Annotated in this window: 21 protein-coding genes; 6 read left to right on the forward strand and 15 right to left on the reverse strand. The window is 44.4% G+C overall.

Going from position 1 to position 26,914, the window contains the following annotated elements:
• On the reverse strand, positions 1–1,083 hold the full coding sequence (locus tag JMX94_RS09085; RefSeq protein WP_201565051.1) for a YeiH family protein: 1,083 nt from the start codon (positions 1,081–1,083) through the stop codon (positions 1–3).
• A gap of 191 nt (positions 1,084–1,274) precedes the next feature.
• Between JMX94_RS09085 and JMX94_RS09090 the strand changes: the two genes are divergently transcribed.
• Entirely contained in the window at positions 1,275–2,207 is a 933-nt protein-coding gene (locus JMX94_RS09090) for a LysR substrate-binding domain-containing protein (protein ID WP_201565052.1), read from the forward strand.
• A 149-nt stretch (positions 2,208–2,356) separates the two neighbouring features.
• On the opposite strand, the gene JMX94_RS09095 is transcribed toward JMX94_RS09090, so the two are convergent.
• Both JMX94_RS09095 and JMX94_RS09100 read right to left on the reverse strand, forming a co-directional pair.
• Entirely contained in the window at positions 2,357–2,818 is a 462-nt protein-coding gene (locus JMX94_RS09095; RefSeq protein WP_087813544.1) for a universal stress protein, read from the reverse strand.
• A gap of 144 nt (positions 2,819–2,962) precedes the next feature.
• Positions 2,963–3,424, reverse strand: coding sequence for a universal stress protein (locus JMX94_RS09100; protein ID WP_201565053.1), 462 nt, complete (start codon positions 3,422–3,424; stop codon positions 2,963–2,965).
• 262 nt (positions 3,425–3,686) lie between these two features.
• Between JMX94_RS09100 and JMX94_RS09105 the strand changes: the two genes are divergently transcribed.
• On the forward strand, positions 3,687–6,764 hold the full coding sequence (locus JMX94_RS09105; protein ID WP_201565054.1) for an insulinase family protein: 3,078 nt from the start codon (positions 3,687–3,689) through the stop codon (positions 6,762–6,764).
• Positions 6,765–6,875: 111 nt separating this feature from the next.
• Here the strand turns inward: JMX94_RS09105 and JMX94_RS09110 are convergent, their stop codons facing one another.
• The 3 genes from JMX94_RS09110 to JMX94_RS09120 all read right to left on the reverse strand — a co-directional run bounded on the left by JMX94_RS09110 (position 6,876) and on the right by JMX94_RS09120 (position 9,837).
• Entirely contained in the window at positions 6,876–8,198 is a 1,323-nt protein-coding gene (locus JMX94_RS09110; RefSeq protein ID WP_201565055.1) for a serine hydrolase, read from the reverse strand.
• Positions 8,199–8,392: 194 nt separating this feature from the next.
• The gene (locus JMX94_RS09115) at positions 8,393–8,956 is read right to left on the reverse strand and encodes an NUDIX hydrolase (RefSeq protein WP_201565056.1); all 564 of its coding nucleotides are present in this window, start codon (positions 8,954–8,956) and stop codon (positions 8,393–8,395) included.
• A 359-nt stretch (positions 8,957–9,315) separates the two neighbouring features.
• Positions 9,316–9,837: an HPP family protein gene (locus tag JMX94_RS09120; RefSeq protein WP_201565057.1), complete on the reverse strand. Its 522-nt coding sequence runs from the start codon at positions 9,835–9,837 to the stop codon at positions 9,316–9,318.
• 101 nt (positions 9,838–9,938) lie between these two features.
• Here JMX94_RS09120 and JMX94_RS09125 point away from each other — a divergent pair, with 101 nt between their 5' ends.
• Positions 9,939–10,676: a CoA pyrophosphatase gene (locus JMX94_RS09125; protein ID WP_201565058.1), complete on the forward strand. Its 738-nt coding sequence runs from the start codon at positions 9,939–9,941 to the stop codon at positions 10,674–10,676.
• A 259-nt stretch (positions 10,677–10,935) separates the two neighbouring features.
• On the opposite strand, the gene JMX94_RS09130 is transcribed toward JMX94_RS09125, so the two are convergent.
• Both JMX94_RS09130 and nhaA read right to left on the reverse strand, forming a co-directional pair.
• Positions 10,936–12,327, reverse strand: coding sequence for an oxygenase MpaB family protein (locus JMX94_RS09130; RefSeq protein ID WP_201565059.1), 1,392 nt, complete (start codon positions 12,325–12,327; stop codon positions 10,936–10,938).
• A gap of 88 nt (positions 12,328–12,415) precedes the next feature.
• Positions 12,416–13,618 (reverse strand): Na+/H+ antiporter NhaA, encoded by a 1,203-nt coding sequence (gene nhaA, locus JMX94_RS09135; RefSeq protein ID WP_201565060.1) that lies wholly within the window; start codon positions 13,616–13,618, stop codon positions 12,416–12,418.
• A gap of 498 nt (positions 13,619–14,116) precedes the next feature.
• On the opposite strand from nhaA, the gene JMX94_RS09140 reads away from it, so the two are divergent.
• On the forward strand, positions 14,117–14,872 hold the full coding sequence (locus tag JMX94_RS09140; RefSeq protein ID WP_201565061.1) for a TSUP family transporter: 756 nt from the start codon (positions 14,117–14,119) through the stop codon (positions 14,870–14,872).
• Between the two features lie 287 nt (positions 14,873–15,159).
• Here the strand turns inward: JMX94_RS09140 and JMX94_RS09145 are convergent, their stop codons facing one another.
• From JMX94_RS09145 to radC, 3 genes are all read right to left on the reverse strand, one after another.
• Positions 15,160–16,533, reverse strand: a complete 1,374-nt coding sequence (locus JMX94_RS09145; protein ID WP_201565062.1) for a dicarboxylate/amino acid:cation symporter — start codon at positions 16,531–16,533, stop codon at positions 15,160–15,162.
• 388 nt (positions 16,534–16,921) lie between these two features.
• Positions 16,922–19,900: an acyl-CoA dehydrogenase gene (locus tag JMX94_RS09150; protein WP_201565063.1), complete on the reverse strand. Its 2,979-nt coding sequence runs from the start codon at positions 19,898–19,900 to the stop codon at positions 16,922–16,924.
• Positions 19,901–20,262: 362 nt separating this feature from the next.
• The gene (radC, locus tag JMX94_RS09155) at positions 20,263–20,946 is read right to left on the reverse strand and encodes a DNA repair protein RadC (protein WP_201565064.1); all 684 of its coding nucleotides are present in this window, start codon (positions 20,944–20,946) and stop codon (positions 20,263–20,265) included.
• 130 nt (positions 20,947–21,076) lie between these two features.
• On the opposite strand from radC, the gene coaBC reads away from it, so the two are divergent.
• Positions 21,077–22,462, forward strand: a complete 1,386-nt coding sequence (gene coaBC, locus JMX94_RS09160) for a bifunctional phosphopantothenoylcysteine decarboxylase/phosphopantothenate--cysteine ligase CoaBC (protein WP_201565065.1) — start codon at positions 21,077–21,079, stop codon at positions 22,460–22,462.
• 117 nt (positions 22,463–22,579) lie between these two features.
• Positions 22,580–23,362 carry a sulfite exporter TauE/SafE family protein gene (locus JMX94_RS09165; RefSeq protein ID WP_201565066.1) on the forward strand — a complete coding sequence of 261 codons (783 nt, stop codon included), beginning with the start codon at positions 22,580–22,582 and terminating at the stop codon, positions 23,360–23,362.
• Positions 23,363–23,381: 19 nt separating this feature from the next.
• Here JMX94_RS09165 and JMX94_RS09170 read toward each other — a convergent pair whose 3' ends face one another.
• The 4 genes from JMX94_RS09170 to JMX94_RS09185 all read right to left on the reverse strand — a co-directional run bounded on the left by JMX94_RS09170 (position 23,382) and on the right by JMX94_RS09185 (position 26,908).
• Positions 23,382–23,588 (reverse strand): DUF2905 domain-containing protein, encoded by a 207-nt coding sequence (locus tag JMX94_RS09170; protein ID WP_200661771.1) that lies wholly within the window; start codon positions 23,586–23,588, stop codon positions 23,382–23,384.
• Between the two features lie 66 nt (positions 23,589–23,654).
• Positions 23,655–24,572, reverse strand: a complete 918-nt coding sequence (locus tag JMX94_RS09175; protein ID WP_201565067.1) for a histone deacetylase — start codon at positions 24,570–24,572, stop codon at positions 23,655–23,657.
• Between the two features lie 141 nt (positions 24,573–24,713).
• On the reverse strand, positions 24,714–25,730 hold the full coding sequence (locus tag JMX94_RS09180) for a YbjN domain-containing protein (RefSeq protein WP_201565068.1): 1,017 nt from the start codon (positions 25,728–25,730) through the stop codon (positions 24,714–24,716).
• Positions 25,731–25,801: 71 nt separating this feature from the next.
• Positions 25,802–26,908, reverse strand: coding sequence for a hypothetical protein (locus JMX94_RS09185; RefSeq protein WP_227673584.1), 1,107 nt, complete (start codon positions 26,906–26,908; stop codon positions 25,802–25,804).
• Positions 26,909–26,914 lie beyond the last annotated feature (6 nt).

Below are 26,914 nucleotides of genomic sequence, written 5' to 3' on the forward strand. Positions count from 1 at the left end.
TTAGAGTGCAGCAATGCCGATATTAATCAGTCCGCCGCCAATGATAAGCCAAGCAAACATCATTGCGCCTAAGATAAGCGGCTTAACGCCCGCTTGTTTAATGGCGCTTAAGTGCGTGGTTAAGCCCAGCGCAAACATTGCCATGGTAAGCAACACATCATCGAGCATGACCATGCTACGCTCAAAGCTTGCCGTCATTGGCACCCAAGTATGTAGTAACACTACCAAAATAAAGACAAAGGCAAACCATGGCACTTTGACTTGTTGTACGCGATTTATCAATGACAGTTTTTCACCATTTTTGCTACTGGCTGTGGTTAAAGCAAACGATAAAATCAGTAAAAAGGGCGCAAGCATCATCACCCGTATCATTTTAGTGACGACCGCCGTATTCCCAACTTCGGTACTAACGGCATTACCAGCGACCACCACTTGCGCCACTTCATGAATGGTTGAACCCGTATAAATGCCGTATTGCTGGGCATTTAGCCAAGGTTGTAGCCAGCCAAGCTGATATAAAAATGGATAGAGCAGCATGGCAATCGTACCAAAGACCACCACGGTGGCGACGGCGATAGTGACTTTATGTGCTTCCGCTTTGACGACCGGCTCTGCGGCAATCACCGCTGCTGCGCCGCAAATACTGGCACCAGCACCAATCAATAACGTCGTTTGCTTATCGACTTTGAGCCATCTGGTGCCAAGCCAATAGGTGAGTAAAAACGTTGAGGTTAATACCAGCGCATCCGTCATTACCGCTGGCATACCAACACTAGCAACTTGGGTTAAAGTCAGCTTAAAGCCATAAAAAATAATAGCAAGGCGTAATATTTGACCTTTGGCAAAGTTAACCCCATCACTAAGTTGTTCAGAAAAATTTGGATATAGGGTATTGCCCAATATCATCCCAAGCAAGATTGCTAGGGTTAACGAGGACAGCCCAATAATACGCCCGTCCGACCACGTATCTAAGCTCATATTCAGCCACAAGCAAAACAAGCTACCAATCAGCACGACAATCAGCCCCAAAATATGGCGGTTATGCGGAAAGTAGTTATGCATATTTTGTGCTAAAGCGTTCATGTCGTACGCACCTATTATTTATCATCTATAATCGAAATAAGCATAAGCTTATGAATAGACAGTATAAGTCATGTCGATTTATAATAAAAACAGATTAATAAGATATAAACTATCGATTTTTTAGGTTAAGAATCGATTTTGAAACTTAGGTTTTTGAAAATTTATAGGGTGTATAGGATGTCAGAGCCATTATGAAAAAACCCATACAGATGCTGCCGAAGATTACCCTTAAGCAGTTATCGGTGTTTGTCAGTATTTATCAAACTGGCAGCACTAGCCGTGCCAGTGAGGAGTTGCATTTGTCGCAGTCGGCGGTCAGCAGCGCGCTCACTGAGCTAGAGGCAAGATTGCAGATGCCGCTATTTGAGCGCGTCGGGCGCAGGCTAAATCAGCATCCAAACGCCCATCCTATTTATATACAGGCACAGGCTATATTAGGACAGGCCTTAACTCTAGAGCATTATCATAAGCATCAAGCGGGGCAGATTCATATCGGTGCCAGTACCACTATCGGCAATTATGTGCTGCCGCCGTTGCTTGCTAAGCTATATGCAGCGCTACCGGATGCCCATATCGATATGTATATTGCCAATACCCAAGAGGTAGTCGGCGAGGTTGAGCAGTTAAATATCGATATTGCTTTGGTCGAAGGCATGCCACGTCCGACAGATATGAAAGTGATTGAACAGCGCGCTTGGCGGACCGATACCTTGATGGTCTTTGCTAAGCGTCATAGTAAGTGGCTGACAGGCATGAAGTATAACGAGAAAGGAAAATGTTATGAGCTGAGTGCGGAACAGCTGGCAAGGCTACCGCTATTGGTACGAGAGGCTGGTTCGGGTACGAGGCAAATTATTGATGAGCAATTATTGCAATACTTGCCGCATGCTGAGATTGTGATGGCGATTCAGCAATCAGAAGCCATTAAACATATGGTAAGCGCCGATATTGGACTTGGCTGTTTATCGCAGCATGTCATTGAGACGGAACTGGCAGCAGGAAAATTGGTGCAGGTAAAAGTAGCGGGTATAGACTTATCACGTACGTGGTGGCTAGTTTGGCACAAAGCCCGCCATCAAAGCCCTATTTGGCAAAGCTTTATTGATATTTTGATAGAAGATTGATTTTAATGGTAAATGTAGAGATTCTAGTGAGAATATTTACTGTTTTAATGAAGAATAAAAAAGCGCAATGTCATACAATGCGCTTTTTTTAATGAGATTTTTTAATAGTTTCAAATAACTTGGGAACGACGTTAAGTCTGCTCTTAGAGTTATTTATTAACCGGTTTGTCCAGTCTCACCACTAAGCTGTCGCAAGGGACATTGGGCAAGATATTATCTGCCGTCGCGCCACTGAGCCAAGCGGCGATACCATGACGTTCATGACGACCGATGACCAATAAATCAACATCATGCTTATGGCAATAGTTGACGATACCTTCACTGTTAGAGATGGCGGTGGTCACTTCAGAATTTACCGCATGTAAATCGTTACGGTCCAAAAACTGTGCCAATTTGGCGCGCGCTTCTTGGCAGCGCTCATCATCAATTTCATCATATAAGCTTGAGGCAGGCACCAGCTCATAGCCGAAGCCAACCATAGTATCTTTAACGATATGAAGCACCGATAGCTTGGCGTTAGGACGATTCTCAACGATGCGTTTGGCCTTTTGGGCGACCACATCAGCATCGGACATTAGGTCGGTGACCAATAAAATATGTTCGTAACTCATAGCGTCTTCCTCGTGTCAGATAGTATTTACTATAGCACTCCTACCGAGCGCTGTTAAGTGCTGCTAAGCTATCTTTGTCTATATCTTATAGGGATATTTGTTACGCTTAACAGTAGCTTTTTAGCGCCTTGCTTGCTTATCTCGTTATTTTGGTACAGGCTGATCGAGTTTTACCACGAGACTGTCGCAAGGTACGTTTGGCAAGATACTGTCGGCGGTTGCCTTGACTAACCAAGCAGCGATACCGCGGCGCTCATGGCGACCGATAATCAGTAAATCGACTTCTTTTTCGCGGCAATAATTGACGATACCTTTACTGTTAGAGATAGCAGCAGTGACCTCAGAATTGACCGCGTTTAGCTCATTGCGTGCTAAGAATTGCGTCAATTTAGTGCGTGCTTCTTGCCAATGTTCGCCATCGAAATCACCTGACAAACTAGACGCAGGCACCAGCTCAAAGCCGAAGCGCACCATGTCATCTTCAACAATATGTAAGACAGATAACCTAGCTTCAGGCGAGCCTGCAAGGATACGTTTGGCTTTTAGGGCAACCTCGTCAGCATCGGACAATAAGTCGGTGACCAGTAAAATATGTTGGTAGCTCATCAGGGGCTCCTAAATAGTAGTTAACTTTATAGTAGCAGTGCTGGCTACCTTTGTTAAGGGTTAAAACCATTATTTGATTATGGATATTGCATTAATACTACTTTTAAAATATTCATTGATAAATCTTACCCAGTGAGCCGTTATTACCATATGGCCAGCTTGACTTATCAATAGGTAAGCCCCATCTATTAGCGCTATAGACACCATTTTATGAGCCCTGAAAATCAGGGCACGATATACATTATCATTGATAAGGATAACTATGACTGACACGCCATTTACTGCGGATTTAACGCTACATCCAGCGTTTGAGCTGATTGAGCATCGCTACATTGAGGCGCTATCGATGGATGTGCTGATCAGTCAGCATGTTAAGACTGGGGCGATGCATTACCATTTGGCCCATCCGAGTGATGAAAATGCCTTTTTGGTCGGCTTTCGCACTCAGCCAATGGATTCAAAAGGTGAGGCGCATATTCTAGAGCACGTGGCTTTATGTGGCTCTGAGAAATTCCCCGTTCGTGACCCGTTTTTCTCAATGATTAAACGCTCATTAAATACTTTTATGAATGCGATGACCGCTGCCGATTGGACGGCGTATCCGTATGCGACGCAAAATAAAAACGACTATTTTAACTTGCTTGCCGTGTATCTTGATGCGTCATTTTTCCCCAATATTCATCCGCTTGATTTTGCCCAAGAAGGCATTCGCGTCGAGTTAGACGAAAATGATAAGCCGCAGTTTAAAGGTATCGTTTTTAATGAGATGAAAGGCGCGATGAGCGGCGAGATTGACCAGTTATATCATACGGTCGCCCATCATTTGTTCCCAACGACAACCTATCATTATAATTCGGGCGGCGATCCTGCTGATATTCCTGACTTGACCCATCATGAGCTGGTTGAATTTCATCAAAGCCATTATCACCCATCAAACAGTGTGATTATGAGCTTTGGTAATATTCCGGTCGCTGAGACGCAGGCGAAAATCCATGAAGATGCCTTGATTCAATTTGAAGCAGGCAAAAAACACGTCTCGCGTCCTGAAAAACGCCTGTCTGCACCGATTAGCGCGGTTGATACTTATACTGCTGATGAAGCCGGTCCTGACCAAACGCATCATGTGGTGGCGTGGTTATTACCATCAATTACTGATCCAAAGCAGCGTTTGGCGTTACGTCTATTAGAAGGGGTATTGGTTGAGCATGCTGGTTCGCCATTGCGTGCGTATTTGGACAGCCATCCACTTGGTAAAGCGCCAAGTCCGCTATTGGGACTCGACGACAGTCATTATGAAATGGTCTTTTATACCGGTCTGCGCGGTTCAAACCCTGAGCATGCCGAAGCGGTAGAGCAGGGCATTATTGATTTGCTTAAAGAGGTCGCGAGCAAGCCGATTGATGATGAAACCATTGAAACTATCTTGCACCAAATTGAGATTGATCAGCGCCATATTGGCGGTGATAGCATGCCGTATGGTTTGAATCTCATGCTAGAAGGCTTTAGTACGGCGATTCATGATGGCAACCCTATCGATGTCTGGGAAGTTGATGAGCATTTGCAGTGGCTACGTGAACAAGTAAAAGATGCCCAGTGGTTACCAAATTTAATCAAGACTCATTTACTTGATAATCAGCATCGTGTCCGTGTCACACTGACACCTGATAGCGAAAAAACCGCCCGTCTTGCAGCAGCCGAGCAAACCCGTCTTGATACGATTGCGATGGATTTGACCGCTGATGATAAAGCTATCTTAAAACAGCAAGCGCTTGATTTGGCAGCGCGCCAAGCAGCACCTGATGATTTAAGCTTGTTGCCAAAAGTTGGCTTAGAAGATGTCCCAACGGATATCAGCTTTAAGCAAGGCACACAAAAACAAGTGAATTTAAGCGGGCAAGACAGTACCTTATTTGAATATGAAGCGGGTACCAATGGCTTGTATTATTATCAAGTAATTGTGCCGTTGACCGATGCGATTGGTAATCAGGACACCAGCGAGCTACCCGTTAATGAGGTAATCAATCATCCATTGTTGCCGATTTACCTGAGTTTATTGTCAGAACTGGGCACGGATTCGCTAAGCGCTCATGAGATGCAAGCTAAGCAAGCGGCGCATTCATCAGGGGTGACGGCGCGTATCAGTCAGCGCACCAATATCGATGACAGCCAAGCGATTAGCAGCTATTTCGTTGTGGCAACGCGCGCGCTAAATCGTAAACCTGAAGCCATTGATTTGCTAAAAGAAGTCATGGAGCATAGTGTCTTTAGTGAGCATGACCGTATCAAAGAAATCTTGCAGCAGCGTCAAGCAGGTTGGCAGTCAAACCTTGCCGGTTCTGGGCATTCATATGCGATGCAAACTGCCAGTCGCGGCATGAGTCGCCAAGCACAGTTAGAATATGTGCGCAGCGGTCTGCCAGCACTAAACGCGTTAAAAGACTTCTTAACCCATGCCAGTACTGATGATGCGCAGTGGGATAAATTGGCAACCAGCTTGATGGATTTACATCAACGGTTAATCAGCTTGCCTAAGCACGCCGTTATTATCTGTGAAGCTGAGCAAACCGAACGCTTAAGTAACTTAATCGTTGATAGCTGGAAAGACAGCCAAGCGCCAAAGATTGCGGAAAAAATCACAAACTCTGATGCGGGTATTGAAGACAATATCCCAAGCGAGTTTGCGGATTTAAAACTGGATTCGGCGTTAAATGGCGAGAAAGACGCGGTCAAAGCAATAGAAAGTGGTGTGGCGCTCGATGTAGAAGATTTGGCGTGGCTAGTTCCGACCAACGTCTATCATAATGCTAGCGCATATACCGTGCCAGCCGCCGACCATCCTGATACCGCTGCCTTGATGGTATTAGCGCCTTACTTACGTAATGGTTACTTGCATAGTGCCATCCGTGAGCGCGGCGGTGCTTATGGTGGCGGTGCAGGCTACGATGCCAATGCTTGCGCCTTTAAGTTCTTTAGCTACCGCGATCCGCAGTGTGCTGAGACCTTTGCGCATTTTGATGCCAGTATCGAATGGTTATTAAATGAGCCGCAAACCGATGAGCAGTTGGAAGAAGCCATCTTAGGTATTATCTCAGGTATGGATAAACCAGGCTCTCCAGCTGGCGAGGCGGTCAAAGCCTGCTTTGCCAATCTGCATCATCGCGGTGTCGACTGGCAACGTAAAATGCGTGCGGCAATATTGGCCGTGACGGTTGCTGACTTGCAGCGTGTTGCTAAGCAATATCTACAAGGGCAAAAGCATGTACGTGCCGTATTAGCACCTTATGATAAAGAAGCAGCGGTACAAGAGCTTGGCTTTAAAGTGTGTAAAATTAAGAGCTAATCTTCTTAAAGTCTATTGACTTAATTGCTATAAAAAACCGCCGCTTTCACTAAAAATGAAAGCGGCGGTTTTATTTTGGGTTAGTCTTTTAAAGCGCTATTTCTTAAAGGCTTACTTTTTAATTAAATAATTTGCCAGCGCTTTATAAGCGGGTAGTGAAGTTGGGTCAATTTTGCTATTACTGGCATCTGGGTATGACGCAAAACGCACGATAACCATATCGGCTGCGGGATCAACATAAATGGTTTGACCGTGGACGCCGCGTGCCGCATAGATGGGCGTGGGATTGTTAAATAACCACCACATGCTTTTGTAGCTGCCGTTGGTTAGCTGTTTATAGCCCGCTTTTGCAAAAGCGTTTTTATCACCGCCAGCTTCGATATTATCAACGACCGCAGCTGGGAATAAACGTTCGCCATTAATCTCGCCTTTATTGAGCATTAAGCTACCAATACGTGCCATGTCATGCAAGCCTGCGCTGATACCGCCGCCAGCAAATGGCGTACCTTTAGCATCGACCGTCATATAAGCACTTTGTTCAGCACCGATTTTTTGCCAGATGCGTTCTGAGAGTAACTCATTGACCGCTTTACCAGTGGTACGCGAGATAATCCAGCCAAGCGCATCACTATTAATGGTGCGATAGTTAAATTCTGCCCCATGTTGACCCTTTTTCTTCACCGTTTGCAGATACTCAAAATAACCATTAGGTCCGCTATAATCCTTTGGTTTCGGTAGTGGGCTTGCTGCTTCTGAATACTGCCAGATATCGGCATTAGGGTCAGCATAGTCTTCGCTATAATCGAGGGCGGTGGTCATATCCATCACTTGGCGGACGGTTGCATCACCAAAGCCGCTGTTTTTAAGTTCTGGAATGATAGATGCGACTAACGCCTTATCATCAAGCTTACCTTCGGTGACAAGAATTTCTGCTAGCAGCCCTGTCATGGATTTGGTCATCGACATCGCCGCATGATTGCCAAGCTCATTGAGGCAGCCGTTTTGGCGCTCGTACACTACCTTGCCATGATGCATGACCATAATGCCGTCAGTATAATTGGCATCCAGTGACTGCTTCCACGTCATCGGGCGCTTACTATTAGTAGGCGTAAAGGTGATGGCATCAATGTTTTTATCTAACTCGTAGTTGAGCGTGGAGGGTGCGCCGATACCGCGACTGACGTCAGTGGTGGGCATCAACTCACGGATATGACATACCGTCCAACGCAGTTTTGGGAAACTAAAGAAATTAGAGGAGGGCTGCGCAATGAGCTTATCTTTGGGCGGCGGGAAACCTTGCATCCAACCAAGGGTTTGCGGGTCTGATTGTTTGGCCGTTAAGCGTGCATCGTCGGCATGGCTTGGCATGCTGATAAGAGTCATGGCAATGGTTAAGGGGAGCAGGGGCAAAGCACGTTGCAATAAAGTCAGCATGGTATCCTCGCAAATAAGCTTAAACGATTAATTTTAGGCAATAAAAAACCATTGATAAGTCGCTATATTCAAAACTTAGCATAATTCTTATCAATGGTCTTTACCAAGCATTTTTGTAAAGCTGCTTTGCTACTATTTAGTCTGCAGGTTGTTAATAAAGTGACTTATTAAAGTGCGCTTTTATAAGATTGTGGTTAATAGCGCTTAATCGCTTGGTCTTTGCCAATCATATCTTGATGAATGGGGAAATCTTCATGATTATCGTATTGCTGACGGTCGGCAAAATAGCTTTTTAAAGTACGGCGTACGGCTTCAAAGGCAAGTTTATCCCATGGAATGTCTTCTTCGGTGAACAAAGCGCAGTCGAGACTTTCAGAGCCAATACCGTAAGCGCCGTCTTTTAGCTCGGTGATATAAATACTATAGATTTGCCCGATATCAGGAATATCATAGAGGCAATATAAATGCGGATTGGTAACCACCGCTTCTGCCTCTTCAAAGCTTTCCCTTGCCGCGCCTTCTGCCATGGTTTCGCCATTTTCCATAAAACCTGCGGGCAGCGTCCATAAGCCATATTGTGGCTCAATCGCGCGGCGACATAGCAGTACACGGTGTTTATGTACGACCAATGAGCCACAAATGACTTTTGGGTTTTCATAATGAATATAATTGCAATTTGGGCATACCAAGCGCGGGATATTATCGGTGGCTGGTATTTTGCGTTCTGCTTCATGACCGCATTGTAGACAATAGCGCATATCAACTGCCTTATATAATGAAAAGGAGAAATGAGAAAAAGGTGTTCGGTATTTTAAGAATTATAATTCTTGTTTTATAAAATAGTATGACTTTAGCTTATCAATTTTTATTTGATAATAGCCATTAAGCCTAAGATAACACAAATTCTCATCGCACTGGCAGTGATAATAAAAACCCTACAGGTTTGCGCAACTGCTTGCCGTTAAAGCTGCCCTGATTAATAAATGCATTGTTAAGCGCAACATACAACACCAACTAATCCAGTCCAGTCACATAAAGTCTATGCAGCTTTAGTCAGATTGCGCTAGGCTAGACTCACGTTAACTATTAAAAGATAGCTTTATCTTGAAGGATAGCTTTACCAATAACGTGGGTAATGGCGGCCGCGACCGATATTGTTATAAATGAGGGCAACCACCACTAAGGCGAGCGCACCGACCAGAGTAGGGGTAAGTAAAAAGTGCCATTTGACGCCGCCAAGCATAACGATTAATGGATTGGAGCCAGCCGGTGGATGCGGTACGCGCAGCAATAGCATCAGCGCAATCGCCGTACCAACTGCCAGCGACAAGCTCCACCATTCGATGCCAAACAAGGTCAAAAATGATAAGCCTGTGAAAGTGGTGATAAGATGACCGCCAACGATGTTTCTAGGCTGTGCAAAAGGGCTCTCGGGATAAGCAAAAATAAGCAAACAGCTGGCACCAAATGAGCCCAAAATCATGGCGACATTTTGCCAATTGCCCAGTAGCGCCAGTATGGCAGTGGCAAACGTACCGCCAACCCAAGCTATGGCGATGATGATTAATGGCAATCTTTGCGGGCAGTCATCAGTCTTGCCCTGCATTTTATTTAATGAAAAAATCTTATCCACGAGCATATCCTAAAAACATTTGGTTTTTGACATTGATACTTGAGTAGTCAATATTTATAGTTAATTGCATTGATGCTTCATACTGATAAAAATATAGGGCAATAATAATGTTACTCCCCCCGCAGTCGCTACGTTTTGATGAGTTTTCAGTCGCTGTGCCAGACTTTATTCGCTATCCGACCATTCGAAAGTTGGCGGAACGCGTGCAGCATGAAACCTTAAATGCGGTCACCAGTCCGGCGCTGTACGACGGCTCTAACACCTCTCGTAGCGCTCGCATTTTAGATAGCTTATATCAGACACCCATTGCCGATGCCTCGGTATTGGTTGCCATCACCCATGAACGCCATCCCAAACTACTACTGACGCGCCGCGCCGCGCATATGAACAGTCATGCCGGCGAAGTCTCTTGTGTAGGCGGAAAACATGACGCCGGCGATGGTAATAATGTCGTCACCGCTTTGCGTGAAGCCTGTGAAGAGACCGCCTTACCGCCCAATAAGGTGCAGCTACTTGGTCAATTACCGATTCAAACTTCTAAAAGCGGTATGAGTGTCCGTCCTATTGTGGCGCTGATTGCACCGGATTTATTGTTAGTGCCTGAGCTTGGTGAAATCTCACGTATTTTTTGGGCAGATTTTGAGACCTTGCTGACTCAGCCTACCGTAGAATATGCGGTAGAGTATACGATGCAAGATCAGACCGCGACCATTCTCACGCCCAGCTGGCAGGTTGATGGTGAAACGGTTTGGGGTCTGACAGGACGCGTCATTGCCAGCTTGTTGGAAACAGGCTTTGATCGGCAACTAGAGTGGTATTACCGCATCCAAAATACGCGTAATTAACACGTATAACGGTTGAGGTTATTCAATGAAGTATCTAAAGTAAAACCATTCTCTAGTTAAACCAAGCGCGTCTTTTGCGGATTTATTATAGTTATTGTGGACGCCGTTGATAATGGCTTAACATATTCTATTTACTACTAATAATATTCGACATATGCTTTGTAGTTATGGTTTTTAAATTTAATGAATATCATTTGTTATTGGTTTTATTTAATATCGAGTGGCTTTTCTCCTTAAATTACTCTGCATTTATCATGCTTTATTTATAGTAATCGTCATTTTTCTTCAGCCACCAATTCATATTGTCTTGGCGTTTGGCGCGAAAGGCTTCTAATTTTTCCGCCACCCTTTGATTGTGCTGGCGTGCCGTATCGAGCGCAAAAAGAATCGGTACTGAGGATAAGACACCAAAGCGTATCTTTGATTTTGGTAAATCCAGCCCATCGCCGATATCATCGCCGACCAAGGTACGGGTGACACTGGCATTGACCATCTCAACGAAACGCCCACGGCGATTGTCCTCGCCCATCAGCTGACGCGGCAAATCATGCAGGGCTTTTGCTAGCGGCTGGCCCATTTTAAAATCAAGCTGCTGAATCGATAAATAGGTATAAAGCCATTCCCAGCAAGCAGCTTCATCTTTAGGCAAGCGCTGTAAATCAACGCCCATCCAATAGCTGGCAAGATTCCATAGATGCAGGATACCTTCGGCTTCCTCAGTACTGATACGGGCACCAAGCAGCCGCAATCCGCGCATAATCAACAGTGAAAACTGCAAATGGGTCGCAATCATATCGGTTTGATTGATAGGAATACCCCAATAGGCGCTATTCCAACTGCCATCTGGATTATGGTGCTGGTCGGCATTGGGTATGACGCCCTTAGCCGCATTGCCTTTACCTTTAAGCAGATTTTGCCGCACTAGGGTATGAATTTGCCGCACCTTGATAGACTGCCGCCAACCTTCTGAGCCAATCGCCAATACCTGCTCGATAGGCTGACGCTGATTGCCTGCGCTCGTATGCGACTTGTGTAATGGAGGATGCTCAGAGACAGCTAGGATATAAGCATAGGTACGCATCAAACGCGGTAGAGCATCGTGCATCAATGCGCCTGTTTGAATGAGCGGCAGGGAGAGGGCAGGAATACTATATCCTGCCATTAGCGCCACGTTACGTAATAACCAAATCAGCATAAGCGGATAACGGCGATAGGCAACCGCACCGATTTGTGCAAGCTTGGGGTCAAACCACGTAGGATGGCTGCTAAACTGCTCGGTTAAGGCGTTAAATGCAGGGTTATTTGTAAGGTTGGCGTCGAAGTTGCTGCCACTGTTACTGCCGCTGATAATAAATTGCTGTAAGGGCTTTGCAAAACGAATACCATCAGCCGCTAATGCATCTGCGACGGGATCACCGATATCATAACCCGCAACCATTTCCTCTAATAAACCTTGCGAGATAACAAAGTCTTTTGGCAATAAATAGCGCTTGATGCGCTTTAAGACTTGCAGGTCACTATGGTCGTCAATCGCCGTCGTGCGCCCATGACGCTGATAAGAGTCAGCATGTGCGTGGTGAGGATTAGCATTTCCCCGACCACTGGCAGCAATTGTTTTAGCGATTTTTTTAGTAATATCGATGGAATTCATTTTTATAAGCCATTCTTTAGCAACTGCCTTTTATTAACCAATATTAAGCGCTTTGAGCAACTTCATTATAAAGTTACTCAATCAGTGATTATGAATGATGGGTTAAATCTACTGAGGTATTATTAACATCGTCTTTTAAAGTGGCTTTTAGCATCAGATAACCGGCAATACCAGAAACAATCGAACCCATAATGATACCTAAGCGCTCATCAAATAATGGTGTCGCGCCGCCGAAAGCAAGGCCGCCGATAAACAAACTCATGGTAAAGCCAACGCCGCAAAGTAACGCTGCGCCGTAGATTTGCTTAAAGTTCATGCCTTTTGGCATAGTAGAAATACCCAGTTTGAAAATTAACCAGCACATGAGCATCACGCCCACTTGTTTACCAATAAACAGTCCGGCGGCAATACCCAATGGCACGGAATGAAATAGCTCTGCAAAGCCTGCGCCCTTGAGCGATATACCTGAGTTTGCAAAGGCAAATAATGGCAGAATCCCGTAAGATACGGTGTTTTGTAAGTCGTGCTCAAGCTCTTCAAGCGGGGAATGTTCAGGGTCAGTACGGTCAAATAACGGAATGAATAACGCGAGTACCACCCCAGCTAAGGTCGCGTGAATGCCAGATTTGAGCACGGCAATCCACATAATCACCCCGATTAATATGTAAGGGGTAATGCTGGTGACGTTACGGCGATTAAGTAGATATAAGAACGGTAAACACAAAGCGGCGATAGCCAATGAACCAAGTGATAAGTCGCTGGTATAAAATAAAGCGATGATTAAAATAGCGCCAATATCATCAAAAATAGCGATAGATACCAAAAAGACTTTGAGTGAGTTTGGCACCCGATTGCCAAGTAGACTTAAAATGCCAAGGGCAAACGCAATGTCGGTCGCCGCCGGAATTGCCCAACCTTTCCAAAACTCAGGCTCATTATAGTTAAAGAGCAAATAGACGATAGCAGGCATAATCATGCCGCCCAATGCCGCGCCAGCTGGTAAGATAATTTGTTTGACGTTCGAGAGCTCGCCGATGAGCACTTCACGCTTGAGCTCAAGACCGACTAAGAAAAAGAACACTGCCATCAGACCATCGCTGATCCAATGGTGGGCGTCTTTTGCAATCGCAAAGCTGCCGATTTGAATGACAACGGGGGCATGAATAAAGGATTCATACCAAGTATTCAGAGGGGTATTGGCAATAATCATTGCCGCGATAGCTGCCAGCGCTAAGACAATGCCGCCTGACGCCTCGAGGTTGAAAAATGCTTTGATTCTTTGTATTGCCATATTATCCTCATTAACTAAATAAAACGTGCTAAATCATTCAAGAACTTCAAGTACCTATTGTTATTTGGTTTGCTTAGTTCAGCTCAGGACTACTCAGAATAGCTAAGCGATAGACCACCATTAATAATGACATAGATAATAGTGACATAGATTGATATAACAAATAGGTGTCTCTAGTTTCTCACAATTTTATTCATATAAACAATTAAATACGTTAACGGTTTTATGCTTCTTCCTTGAAGACTCAACGATTATCAAAGGATATATCGATAAGACAGTCGATATGACAAATCTAGCAGACTTTGTTAGGTTTTTGGCTTTTTTTACATTTTTATCTTTATAATGAGCGCCGTTAAGCAAATCCTCATATCCAGTTTGGTACTGATGAAAGAGTGGTATCGATTAAAAAAATAGCCGCTATTTTATCAACCAACGTATTCTGAGCCTGATTTTTTCAGGCTTACTTTTTTTATGTCATAAATTTTCAAGGTCGGTGTCATGGACATATCGCTCTCTATCGAGATTATTTTAATGCTGACGGTCGTGGCCGCGCTGGCTGGCTTTATCGATGCTATCGCAGGCGGCGGTGGTTTATTGACCATTCCAGCCATGTTGCTTGCTAATATTCCACCCGTACTAACCTTGGGGACGAATAAGTTACAAGCAGCATCAGGCGCGCTTGCGGCGTCCATTACGATGATTAGAAAAGGTGTCGTCAAACCGAAGAATATAAAAACGGCGATTATCGCGGCTTTTATCGGTTCTGTTCTTGGTACGATTGCCGTCCAATTATCGCCGCCTGATTTATTAGAAAAGCTGATTCCGTTTTTGATTGCGGCGATTGGTATTTATACCTTATTTGCCCCAAGGCTGGGTGAAGTGGAAGCCGCACCGCGCATCTCAGAAAGCAAGTGGCAAAAAGTAGTGGCACCCTTGATAGGTTTTTATGATGGTTATATCGGACCGGGTACGGGGATGTTTTTTGCCTTAGGAAATGTGGCGCTGCGTGGTCGTCAAATTATTGAAGCAACAGGGGCGGCAAAGGTGCTGAATTTGTCCACCAATATTGGCTCGCTCATTTTCTTTATTATAGGCGGTAATGTGTTGTGGAAAGTGGGACTGGCAATGATGGTAGGGCAGACGATAGGTGCTTATTTTGGCTCGCATATGGTTGTCAAAGGCGGTAGTAAACTGATTCGTCCGATGATTGTTTTGGTTTGTATGGCGATGCTGACGAAATATGTGTTTGGTTAAGGTTAGCTATGTTGAGGCTGGGATAGTCTGTGTCAATTAAAAGCGCTTTGTTTATAGTCGTCTACTGCTGGAATGTTTTTTTTCGCTTGCTGTGTGCTTCGCATTCCAGAGGCTTCAAAAAAATTATGCCAGCAGTAACGTCACGGTTTTAAGTTATTTCGTCTATATATTAATTTCAAAAACCTTATTCAAGACAGAAAAAAACCTCAGCCGATTGTGAACTGAGGTTTTTTTATTTCTAAACTTTTATCATTGGCTATTTTGTATTAAAGCTAGCCACGTTTCATTTAATCGCGCTTAACATCGTCGTATTCACTGCCCATAATGCCATCGCTAAAGACTTCAGAGAATTCGCGCTCGCTGTTTTCATCGATATGACCATCGAATACGTCTTTTGCACCGGCATCAGGGTCGTTATAAATTGCCAAATCCATCTTGCCTTCTGACTTTGCTACGATAGCGGTCACAGCGGCATCGCCACTGACGTTGACGGCAGTACGCAACATATCAAGGATACGGTCAACCCCTAGGATAAGACCAATCCCTTCAATCGGTAAGCCCACTTGCGCAAATACCATCGAGAGCATGATGAGACCAACACCAGGAACGCCTGCCGTACCAACAGAGGCAAGCACCGACATTAAAATAACAGTCAGATATTCGGTTACGCCCAAATCTATACCATAGATATTGGCAATAAAAATGGTCGCCGTCCCTTGCATGATAGCTGTACCATCCATATTGATGGTGGCACCAAATGGCACGGTAAACGAGGCGACAGAGTTATTGACGCCCATACGTTTAGTCACGGTACGTAAGGTAATTGGAATCGTCGCGTTTGAGCTTGAGGTACTAAACGCAAAAATCTGTACTTCGCGCATTTTTGTTAAAAAGGTTCTCACCGATAAGCCTGAAGCCAGCTTCAGGACAATCATCATGGTCACAAAGAAATGGAAGGCAAGCGAGCCAACCAATACCGCGACATAACCCAGCAGCGACCAGATAAGGTCTAAGCCAAGCTCAGACATGGCTTTTGCTAACAGCGCAAAAACACCATAAGGAGCAAGGTTCATAATGATGGTCACCATCTTTAAGATGACTTCATTGATAAGCTCTAAGCTTTGCACCAAGCCTTTAGCAGGCTTACCAACCATCAAGATACTGATACCGATTAAGATAGCAAAGAAAATAATCGATAACATATCACCATTTGCCATCGCACTGATGGGGTTTGATGGGATAATATTGGAGAACACATCAAGCAATGGCGGTGCGGATTGCGCTTCAAACGCCGCATCCGTTTTGATATCCATACCTTTGCCGATACCAAAGAGTACGCCAAGTCCAATGGCAGTCGCAATCGCCAGTGCCGTTGTCATCATATAGATGAAAAAGGTTTTGGTGCCGATACGACCAAGCAAGCGGATGTCACCGATGCCACAAACCCCGCAAATAAGCGAGATTAGTACCAAGGGCACAACCAGCATTTTTAGCGAGTTAACAAATAACTTGCCGATAATGGCAAAAAACCCATTGGTGATATAGGTATTAACAAAGCTACCTTCGGCATTCAATCCCGAATAGTTTATAAACAAACCCAGTATGATACCCAGCACCATGGCAACAATAATTTTGCCAGTCAGCCCCATATTTTTCCACATAACTACTGTCCTTGGTTGCCGTAATGCACAGCAATAAACACGATATATCAGGCCATATAAGCGGTAAAATCGTGTCTATTACTGTGTTTATTACGTCTATAAGTGTGTTATCTGTCATTTAAGTCAGATTTTGGAGACAATATAAAAGAATTGTTGGGGATACTGCAAGAAATTTTTATGACTTTAATAACGTGACATTGTCGCTTTGCTGTGGTCAGGATTTATTTAACGGCAAAAATTTTTAGATTAAATTGAATAACATAAGGGTTTTTGGCGTAGATTTGGGTGTAATAGCCATGGTGCAGTCAAAAAAAACGAGACTATCCATGTTGGATAATCTCGCTTAAGTTGAAAAACAAGTTTTAAAAAAATGCTGGTTTTTAGCTATTTAGACCTTATCGTTTTCGTCGCGACGTAAACCGTCTTGCCATTTGTTATCAGCGCTAGACGATTTGTCTAAGCGGTCTGTTTTTGCTTGCAAGCTTTCTGAATTCTCAAGGCCATTTGAGCTGTCTAAGCTGTCTGCATTATCAGCATGAGTATCAGTAGCTTGATTCAAACGGTGATTATGACCCATGCGCTCGCTTAGGTGCGTTTCTGCATCACGGTGACGCGGGTCGAGTGCTTGCGCTTCAGGGTTTGATTCTGCAAAATCGGTTTGTGCCTGAACTTCTTTTATAGTGTCTTGCTCACTGACCATTTTGACATCACCATCGCTTTCATAACCATGGTCAGGATTGGCATCACCGGTTGCTTCTTGTTTATCATCCGCTGCAGGCTCAAGGTTATCAGTCATTGGCTCAGCTGTTTGCGCAGTATTCTCAGTCGCGATGCCGTTTCTTATTTGGGCATCGTTTTTCAATTGCGCATAATCCGTTAGCTTATAAACTGCATTCTCTAAACTGTGCGGATTGGTGCGTTCTTGCGCTTTAGATAAATGCTTATCGAACACATCGGTCAATAATGAATCATAGCGGATGGCATTATATTGAATAAGGACTTCAGCCTCTTCTTCGGTAATATCGCCATTTTGGCTGGCATAGACCACATGATCTTCAAAGGTAAGACCTTCAAAGCTGTCTTTATGCTCAGCCTTTTTAAATTTCTGCCATAAAGGTTCAACGTCAAGCAGCGTTTGATAAGCGTGTTCCATGCGTCCGGTGACATCATCAGGCTCAGTATTGTAATACACCATGGTTTTAAGATAATCGCGGAATGGATTGGCTTCAAAATCATCCATAAAGGTATCGCCCAATTGGCGTTTTAGCTCATCGCTGACCGGCGCAAAGATACGACCACTTGGGAAAGTGACAAAGCTGACTAAGCTTGCCGCCATGCGATTTGGGAAGTTGGCAAATAAAGCTAAGAACGCTTCTTGAATGGTATAAAGGCTGTTTTTTAGTGCCACTTCTGCATGTAAACGTTCGGCTTTAGATTTAGAGCCATATTCATAAAATTGTAAAATCGCTGTACAGATAAATAGATGCGAATGGATATCGGCTAAGCGCCCAGAGAGCATCTCTTTACGTTTTAAATCGCCGGCTAATAAGCCTAAAGACATATCGGCGGTTAGGGCAAAGCCTGCGCTTAAACGGTTGATGTCTTTATAATAAGGACGAGTAAAGCCATCGGCAAAGCTTGGCGCATGATTGCTGCCACCGACATAACCTGCGACAAAGGCTTTGGCACCGCGATTAAAGGTATAGCCTAAATGTTTAAAGAATAAATTATCAAACTGCTTGAGCGCACCTTCTTTATCATCACTTTGCAATAATTGCAGCTCATCAAATAGATAAGGATGACAACGCATCGCCCCTTGACCAAAAATCATCAATGAGCGCGTCAAGATATTCGCCCCTTCAACGGTGATAGAGACGGGAATGGCTTGATAAGGAATCGCTAAAAAGTTACGCGGTCCCATCTGTACGGCGCGACCGCCAACCACGTCCATGCCATCATTGACCACCATACGCATGGTTTCGGTGGCATAGTATTTTGCCATTGCTGTCATCACCGATGGCGTACCACCTTGGTTCAAGCCACAGGTGACCAAGTGACGAAAGGCCTCGAGCATATAAGTGTTACTGGCCATGCGACTGGTGGCATCTTGCACGCCTTCAAATTTACCGACAGATATTTTAAATTGCTCACGTACTTTCGCAAATGCGCCAACGGTCAAATAGGTGACTTCACTGGCAGAGGTCGATAGCGCTGGCAAGGAGATACCGCGTCCAACGCCCAAGCATTCCATCAGCATACGCCAACCGCGACCGGCATTTTCAACGCCGCCGATAATATAATCTAGCGGGATAAAGACGTCTTTACCATCGACTGTACCATTCATAAATGGCGAGCCGATTGGGTTATGACGCGGACCGGTAACAACCCCTTCATGGCTGGCAGGAACGAGCGCACAAGTGATGCCGTAGTCGGTCTTTTCAGGGTCGCCAAGTAAACCTTCTGGGTCATGCATCTTAAAGGCTAAACCAACGACGGTGGCAATAGGCGCTAGAGTAATCCAGCGCTTAGAGAAGTTCATACGCAGGCCGAGCACTTGCTCGCCTTCATGCATGCCATAGCAAACCACACCCGTATCAGGAATCGCGCCTGCATCGGAGCCCGCTTCAGGACCCGTCAAACCAAAGCAAGGAACTTCTTCGCCTTTGGCTAAACCCGGTAGCCAGCGTTGTTTTTGCTCATCGGTGCCGTAATGCATCAGCAGCTCACCGGGGCCGAGCGAGTTCGGCACCATGCAAGTAACGGCGGCGGTTGGTGAGCGCGAAGCGATTTTACTCATCACCCGACTTTGAGCATACGAGCTAAATTCTAATCCGCCATATTCTTTCGGAATGATTAAACCCAAAAAGCCATTGGCTTTAATAAAGCGCCACGCCTCTGGTGACAGCTCTTTATCTTCATGATGGATTTGCCATTCATCAAGCATGGCGCACAGTACTTCTACTTCATTATCAATAAAGCTTTGCTCTTCTTCTGATAATTCAGGGTACGGATACTTGGCAAAGGTGTCCCAATCTGGCGCGCCCATAAACAGCTCTTTTTCCCACCAGCTGGTACCGGCATCGAGGGCTTCACGTTCGGTATCGCTCATGCTTGGCATCGCACCGCCCAAGGCTTTATAAACAGGCTTAGTAATCAATGATTGGCGCAGCGGCGCGATTAGCAATACCAAGCATAGTAGCGCTAGCGGTATGCCTAAGATGAGCGACCATGGACTGATAAAGGCGGTGACAAGGACGGTCACTAGGGCGACGATACTACCGGTGACACGGGATAAAGATAATAAAAAGATGGCCAAGACCATGGCTAACTGAATGATTACTGCCAAAATAAATAAGCCGATGGCCATGACTGTCTCCTTTATAACGCTGAATGCACAAGCGTAAAATTTAAATGAATAAAAACTGATGGAATAATTCTAATTCTAATTGTTATTTTATTTTTCCATCAGATTTTTTATGCGATAAGTTAATGTATATGACAAAATAAATGCCTGTTTTGTACTTCTTTTCTAGCAGTTTTTAAAATTAATAAGGGTAAACCTACTACTAAATAAATCTATCAATAGTAGGCTTACCGATAACTACCACAGCAAAAATAAAGTTAACTACCAATATGAAACAGTTGTTTATAACTATCAAGAGTCAAAATGCTACGCTGTGTCGATAATATGTATCAAGCTTTGTTTATATAACCAGCTGTTATCGATCTTTAGCCAAAAGGGGGCAAGCAGCTCTCGGCATAAGATAAGGTATCATTGCGTCCGACAATGATATGGTCAACCAATGACAAATCTATTAAGTCACAAGCCTTTTTTAGCTCGTAAGTTAATAAGTTGTCGGCCGTTGAAGGGGTTGCATTGGTATGCGGGTGATTATGGGCGACGATAAGCTGACTGGCAGCATGGCTCAACGCATGACGCAAAACGTGTTTGATACAGACCGAACAAGAAGAGATACCGCCGGTAAACAGTATCTCAAAATTGATTAGGTTTAACGCATTATCCAGACATAGTACGGCAAAGACTTCACGATGCTCACCGCGCAGCTGGGTGCTGATATAGTCTTTGACCATTTGCGAGCGTCCAAGGGCGTGACCTGTCTTAAGCTGACTGTCTAAGTAGCGCGTGCCCATCTCAAGCGATGCCAGTATCTGGGCGTATTTGGCAGGACCAATACCATGACAAGCAAGTACCGTCTCTTGCGGCGCGGCCAACAGCTCAGCTAAGCTGCCAAACTGGTCTATTAAATGGCGGGCAAGCTCAATGGCCGATTGCGACTGGGTGCCTGTGCGCAAAAATATCGCTAATATCTCAGCATCAGATAAATGAGCCGCACCAAATTTCAGCAGTTTTTCACGCGGTCTATCATCTTCATGCCAGTCTTTAATTGCCATTGTCACTCCTTCATAATGGGGATAAGTGTCAGATAACGGAGATAAATCTACAAAACTTCCCCTAACTTATCGCATAATTGTTACTATAAGCGCAATTTTTATCTTTCATTTTTTTATTGATGCCATGCTTATGTCAAATATTGTGCTTGCTATCACCGGCGGTATCGCCGCTTATAAATCTGCTATGTTTGCCCGTCTACTTATCAAGGCGGGCTTTGATGTGCGCGTCATTATGACCACAGGCGCACAAGCGTTTATCACGCCTCTTACCTTGCAGGCTTTGACGGGCAATGAGGTACATATCTCATTACTTGATGAGCAAGCAGAAGCAGGGATGGGTCATATCGAGCTTGCTAAATGGGCCGATTTAATTATCATTGCACCTGCCTCAGCCAATACTTTGGCACGGCTTGCGATGGGTATGGCAGATGATTTATTGACCACTGTTTGCTTGGCAACGACAGCGCCGGTCATTATTGCGCCAGCGATGAACCAGCAAATGTGGGCGCATCCAGCAGTGAATCTAAATGTGCAGACTCTGCGCGATATGAATTATCAAATTATCCAACCAGCCAGCGGCGAGCAGGCATGCGGTGATGTCGGAGCAGGGCGCTTGCCTGAGCCTGAAGAGTTATTAGCCGAAGTGCTACTGTTTAATGCCATGCAAACTACGCCGCAGTTATTGGCAGGTAAACGCGTGGTGATTACTGCAGGTCCGACGGTAGAAGCCATCGATCCGGTGCGCTACTTATCCAATCATTCTTCAGGGAAAATGGGCTTTGCCTTAGCCCGTGCTTGTGTGGCCGCTGGTGCAGAGGTTATTTTGATTGCTGGTGGCAAAGTTGCGCTGCCAACACCGCTCAATGTCACGCGCATTGATGTCCTGTCAGCTAAAGATATGCTTGTAGCAGCGCAGCAATGTGTGGATGGTACGCATATTGCGCTACAGTATCTGCCTGAAGAAGATCATGACCATTCTCACGATCATTCTCATGAACACAGCCACGACCATGCTCATCAGCATGGCGATTGTGATTGCGGTGAAGCGCATCAACATGAACATGCTGAGATTATCACCGATGACAGCGTAAAAGTTGCTGATATCTTTATCGCCACTGCGGCGGTCGCTGATTATCGTACTGAAGAAGCGGCACCGCAAAAAATCAAAAAAACGCAAGATGCCATGACGCTAAGCTTGGTTAAAAACCCTGATATCCTAGCGACGATTTCGCTTGCCCATCCTGAGCTGTTTGTCGTTGGTTTTGCAGCAGAAACACAAGATGTCGAGCACTATGCCCGTGGCAAGCTAGTATCTAAAGATTTAGATTTAATCGCTTGTAATGACGTCTCACGCGCAGATATTGGTTTTGCTAGTGATGATAATGCTATGCAAGTATTTTTCTCAGAGCGTTATGAGCACGATAGCGTGATACTTGAGAAAGCGAGCAAAGATGAGATAGCCAAGCAGTTGGCTACTATTATTGGCGAAACAATTTGGCAACGTCATCAATCATAACCAATCATAACCAATCATAACCAATCATAAGAAACCGCCTCGTTATGCTGTTTCTACTGTCGTCGATATCTGTCGTCGATATCTGTTATCAATATCGCTATTAGGTCGTAAGTTTCTATGACGAATATGATGGATAACGATAGCACCCAGACGTTATTACTGATAGCAATCTTTGCACTGGCATCATTGCTGCATGGTATTAGCGGACTGGGTGTGACGTTAGTAACCACCACCGCGCTTGCCAGTATCTATCCGTTACCCCATGCTATCGTTCTAGTGATTTTCCCCTCATTATTACTTAATGCCATGACTTGGCTAGCGGGTGGCGGGCGTACTATTTGGCAAAATTTCATTTATTACGGCAGGCGCTATTGGTTGTTGGCACTCACCAGCCTGCTCGGTAGTATGCTTGGTGCAAAATTGTTGCTGTGGGTCGATAGCGCTTATATCTTATTGGTATTGGCAGCGGTTATTGGCTTTTATGTCGTCAGTAGCTTGCTCGGTAAGCAAATTCGTCTGCCCAATACCAAGCCTGTGCTGATTATCGTTGGTCTGAGTGCAGGCATTATTGGCGGTGCGACCAATGCCATGTCGACCATATTAATGATGTATTTACTGTCCGCAAGTGACGATAAGCATACCATCGCTAAAGTTGGCAACATGTGCTATTTCTTGGGTAAAATTGCCCAGATTATTGTCTTGCGTGAGCCTATCATGGCGCTCAATCACGGTGAGTGGCAGCTGATTAGTCTGCTTAGTGTTCTATCTATCGCCGCGCTGCTAGTTGGTATTCGCTTGCGCCGCTACTTGCCACAAGCACGCTTTCGCCAGCTTATTTTACTGATTCTCATCGTGCTAGGTATTCGCGTGGGTTGGCAGGGGATAACGGCGTTGCTATAAACTTAGCGATCGAATAAATTTACCGATTAAACAAATTTAACAGTATGGTGGCAACGATACTGATGATAATCATGGTGACGACTGGAAAATATATTCTTGTATTGCCTGAAGTGTGTTTGATATCGCCTGGCATATTGCCTATCCATGAAAACGCATTTGGAAACAGCAGCCAAATAACGCCGATAATAACCAGCAAAATGCCTATGCCTATCAATATTTTTGCCATCTAGACTCTCGCTAATCTCTCTAATTTTCTTACGTTATTTTGTCGCGCCTGTTTCTCAGTTGCACATTACTCAATCAATTCTGCAAAAAACAGCTGTTGTGCCAAACGAAATGTATTGCAGTGCGCTTCGACCACATCTTCGATATCTTCTGAATAGCCGCCGCCCATGACGATAGCCACGGGAATATTGGCCGCTTTAGCTTGTTGTAGGACAAACTCATCACGCGCTTTACAACCCTCTATCGTCAGACTAAGCTTGCCCAATTTATCAGTTGCTAACACATCGACCGCAGATTGGTAAAATATCATATCTGGCGTAAATTCATTGATTAAGCGCGGCAGCGTATCCTCTAATATCTGTAAGTATTCTGCATCACCCGTATCATTATCCAGCTCAATATCTAAGTCTGATACTTGTTTACGAAACGGGTAGTTTTTCGCGCCATGCATGCTAAAGACAAAAACGCGCGGCTCATCCGCCATGATACTGGCATTGCCGTTACCTTGATGAACGTCCAAATCAACTATTAAAATTCGTTGCGCCTGTCCACGATTTAATAATAAATTGCTGGCGATACACACATCATTAAAAACACAAAATCCCTCACCATGATTGGCAAAGGCATGATGGGTGCCACCAGCGACATTCATCGCCACGCCATATTGCTGGGCGAATAACGCACATTCATAAGTGGCATGGGCAATATAACGCCCGCGCTCTACCAATTCTGGCGTCATCTCAAAACCAATGGCGCGCGCTTCTTTACGTGGTAAGGTTTGGGTTTTAAGCTGCTGCCAATAGTCCGCTGTATGGGTGGTTAAAATCTCATCTTCTGTCAGACGTTTCGGAGCAAAAAAATTCTCATTATTGATAGTTCCTTCAGCCAATAAGCGCTCAGGAATCATGGTGTATTTTTGCATGGGAAAGCGGTGTTTTTCGGGTACGGAATAACGAAAAATGTCAGAGTAAGCAATTTTTAGCATAATATTAAATGGTTTCTATTTGAGAGAGTTTTTAAGACTAAAGGGTTTTCATGGCTTTGAAAGTCAGATTTTGAAAATAGGCTTTTGAGAATAAGATACTAATAAGAAACTTTAAAAGCTGCAGATATCTAGTTTGATTGATTATTGAACAAATTGGGTTGGTAAGAAAAAAGTTCGCGCATCCTCTTGCTGATGTAGCGTCATCAGTAAGTCTTGCAATTCTGTAGCAGGATTTTGATTGTTGACCAAGTCACTAAATATCTCGTAAGTAACCGTGGTCATCGCGATGACGCTTTGTAGTAAATGCTCAATGGTGTTTTCATCCATACCGACCGCTTCGACATCGATGGCGTTTTTGTAGCGTATCTCGCCATCATTGATGTCCATCTCAAGATTGCCAATCAGCATGTCGTAATTGATCTGGGTAATCAGTAACATGGCGGCGCTTTGATGGCTTTCGGGTATCAAAAACGGCAAAATACCATAGACTGCCAGCAAGTTGTTTTTCTCTTGCACACGAAAAAGATAGCCACAGTCAAGCTTTTTATTACGCATCCTCAAAGACAAATGGTGTGATTGCTGGCTGTCAATATTTTTATTGCCACTGGTTCTAGGTCGATAATGGTTATAGTGCCATTGTTGCTCGTCAAAATACTGCTTAAGATAATTGACAATCGGGGTGTCATCATCACTATTTTGCTTTGTCATACCTTCGATATCATTATCAAAATAAGCGTCAGTATCAGTATCAGTATCAGTATCAGTGCTGCTATCTAACCTACTATCAATATTGCTACTAAGGCTGTTATAAATGACGTCATCGGAACGGTCATCAAAGCTGTGGTTTATGTTGCGATTTGAATTACGGTTTAAATCAGGATTAAAGCCGCTGACATCCGTATCATAATTGTCATTATGATCATTGTCATTATTATCACTGTCTTTAGGACGAGTTTGAATACTATCTTTCTCATTTTTTGAAGGATGAGAGTTATTATTATCCTGTTCTGTTATGTCTAAATCTGAACCCAAATCTAAGTCTAAGTCTAAGTCTAAGTCTTTAGCCGCCTTGATATCATCAATAACAGCCTGCACAGCCGATATGTTAAGCAGCTGTTTAATTCTTTGCCATAAGCTGAGTTTAGGAGATTGGCTCATAGGATAGTAGGCTAACTAATAAAAGGTGAAATTTAAAAACTAAATCATAAACCGTACGCTACAACAGCAGATTAATCGCTGCCAAATACCAATCCTGCTTTGATACTAGGCTGGGCGTAAAACGCCTGCAGCATATCTGTTATATGCGCCGTAACCCATGAGCTTTCAAGGGCGTCCGTGACGACAGGGAGCAGGGCAGCACTCAATTGCGTTATTGCCTGCTCATCGATGTGTAGGCTTGCCGCGATATTGGCCATGCTATCGGCTTGATGGTTGCTATACCAAGTATCGACGCCCGCTGCCACAAGGCTGTGCAAATAAGGCGATAGGCGCAAACGGTTATAGCTTTGTTGGATGCTGTTTTCAATATGCTCAATACTGCTATCGTTAGGCTCATCACGTAAATAAGTTTGGATTTCGCTAATCGGCTTCTCTTTGATGCGCCCCCAACCCGTCACCAATAAACGCGCAACCTCTTCATTGGATAAATGCGCTTGGGCATTGGCTTCTGCTTTATGCGCTAAATCTTTAATATTACGATGCAGGTACGTCTGCAATTTTTCATCAAGATTGCGATTGGTTGCTTTTTCAAACGAGCTACGTCCAAACTTCATCAGTTTACCGGCAGCACCGGCTTTATCTAGCGTGGATTCCATAAAATCATTGATAGCGTGATACAGCGTTTGCGTTAATAAGTCTGCAAAGGTTTCATTACCGACCAGTGTATGCACCAAGATATTACGCTGCTCTTCATGACTACCGACGTAGCTGGCTAGAATCTCAACTTGCGTGTCATCGACCAATTCTGATAAAGGCACATTATCATTAACGGGATGATAAATAATAGTATGCAAAATATCACGAATATCGCGACGTACCACCTCGCTTATCGGCTGTTTAAGAAGCCAGTCATTAATAAGATGTTGCAAATCATCGCTACTGATATATTTACTCAGAGGCTGCTCGCCAAACCACTGCCAAGCTTGCATCGATAGCGGTTGCGCTTGTGTACATAGCCATTGCTGCATAAAGGCAACTTGCGCCTCGATTAAGCTGTCTAGGGTTAGCATCGGCGTGTCTGATTTTTGCGCTGGGTTTTGAATATCTTTTAAAGTCTGCATAGGTTTTGAGGTCATAGTAATCGACAATTTGTTATACTGTGTGGTTGTGGTAAGCATAAAGTA

The organism is Psychrobacter sp. CMS30 (assembly GCF_904846565.1).
In the GTDB taxonomy this organism is placed as follows: domain Bacteria; phylum Pseudomonadota; class Gammaproteobacteria; order Pseudomonadales; family Moraxellaceae; genus Psychrobacter; species Psychrobacter maritimus.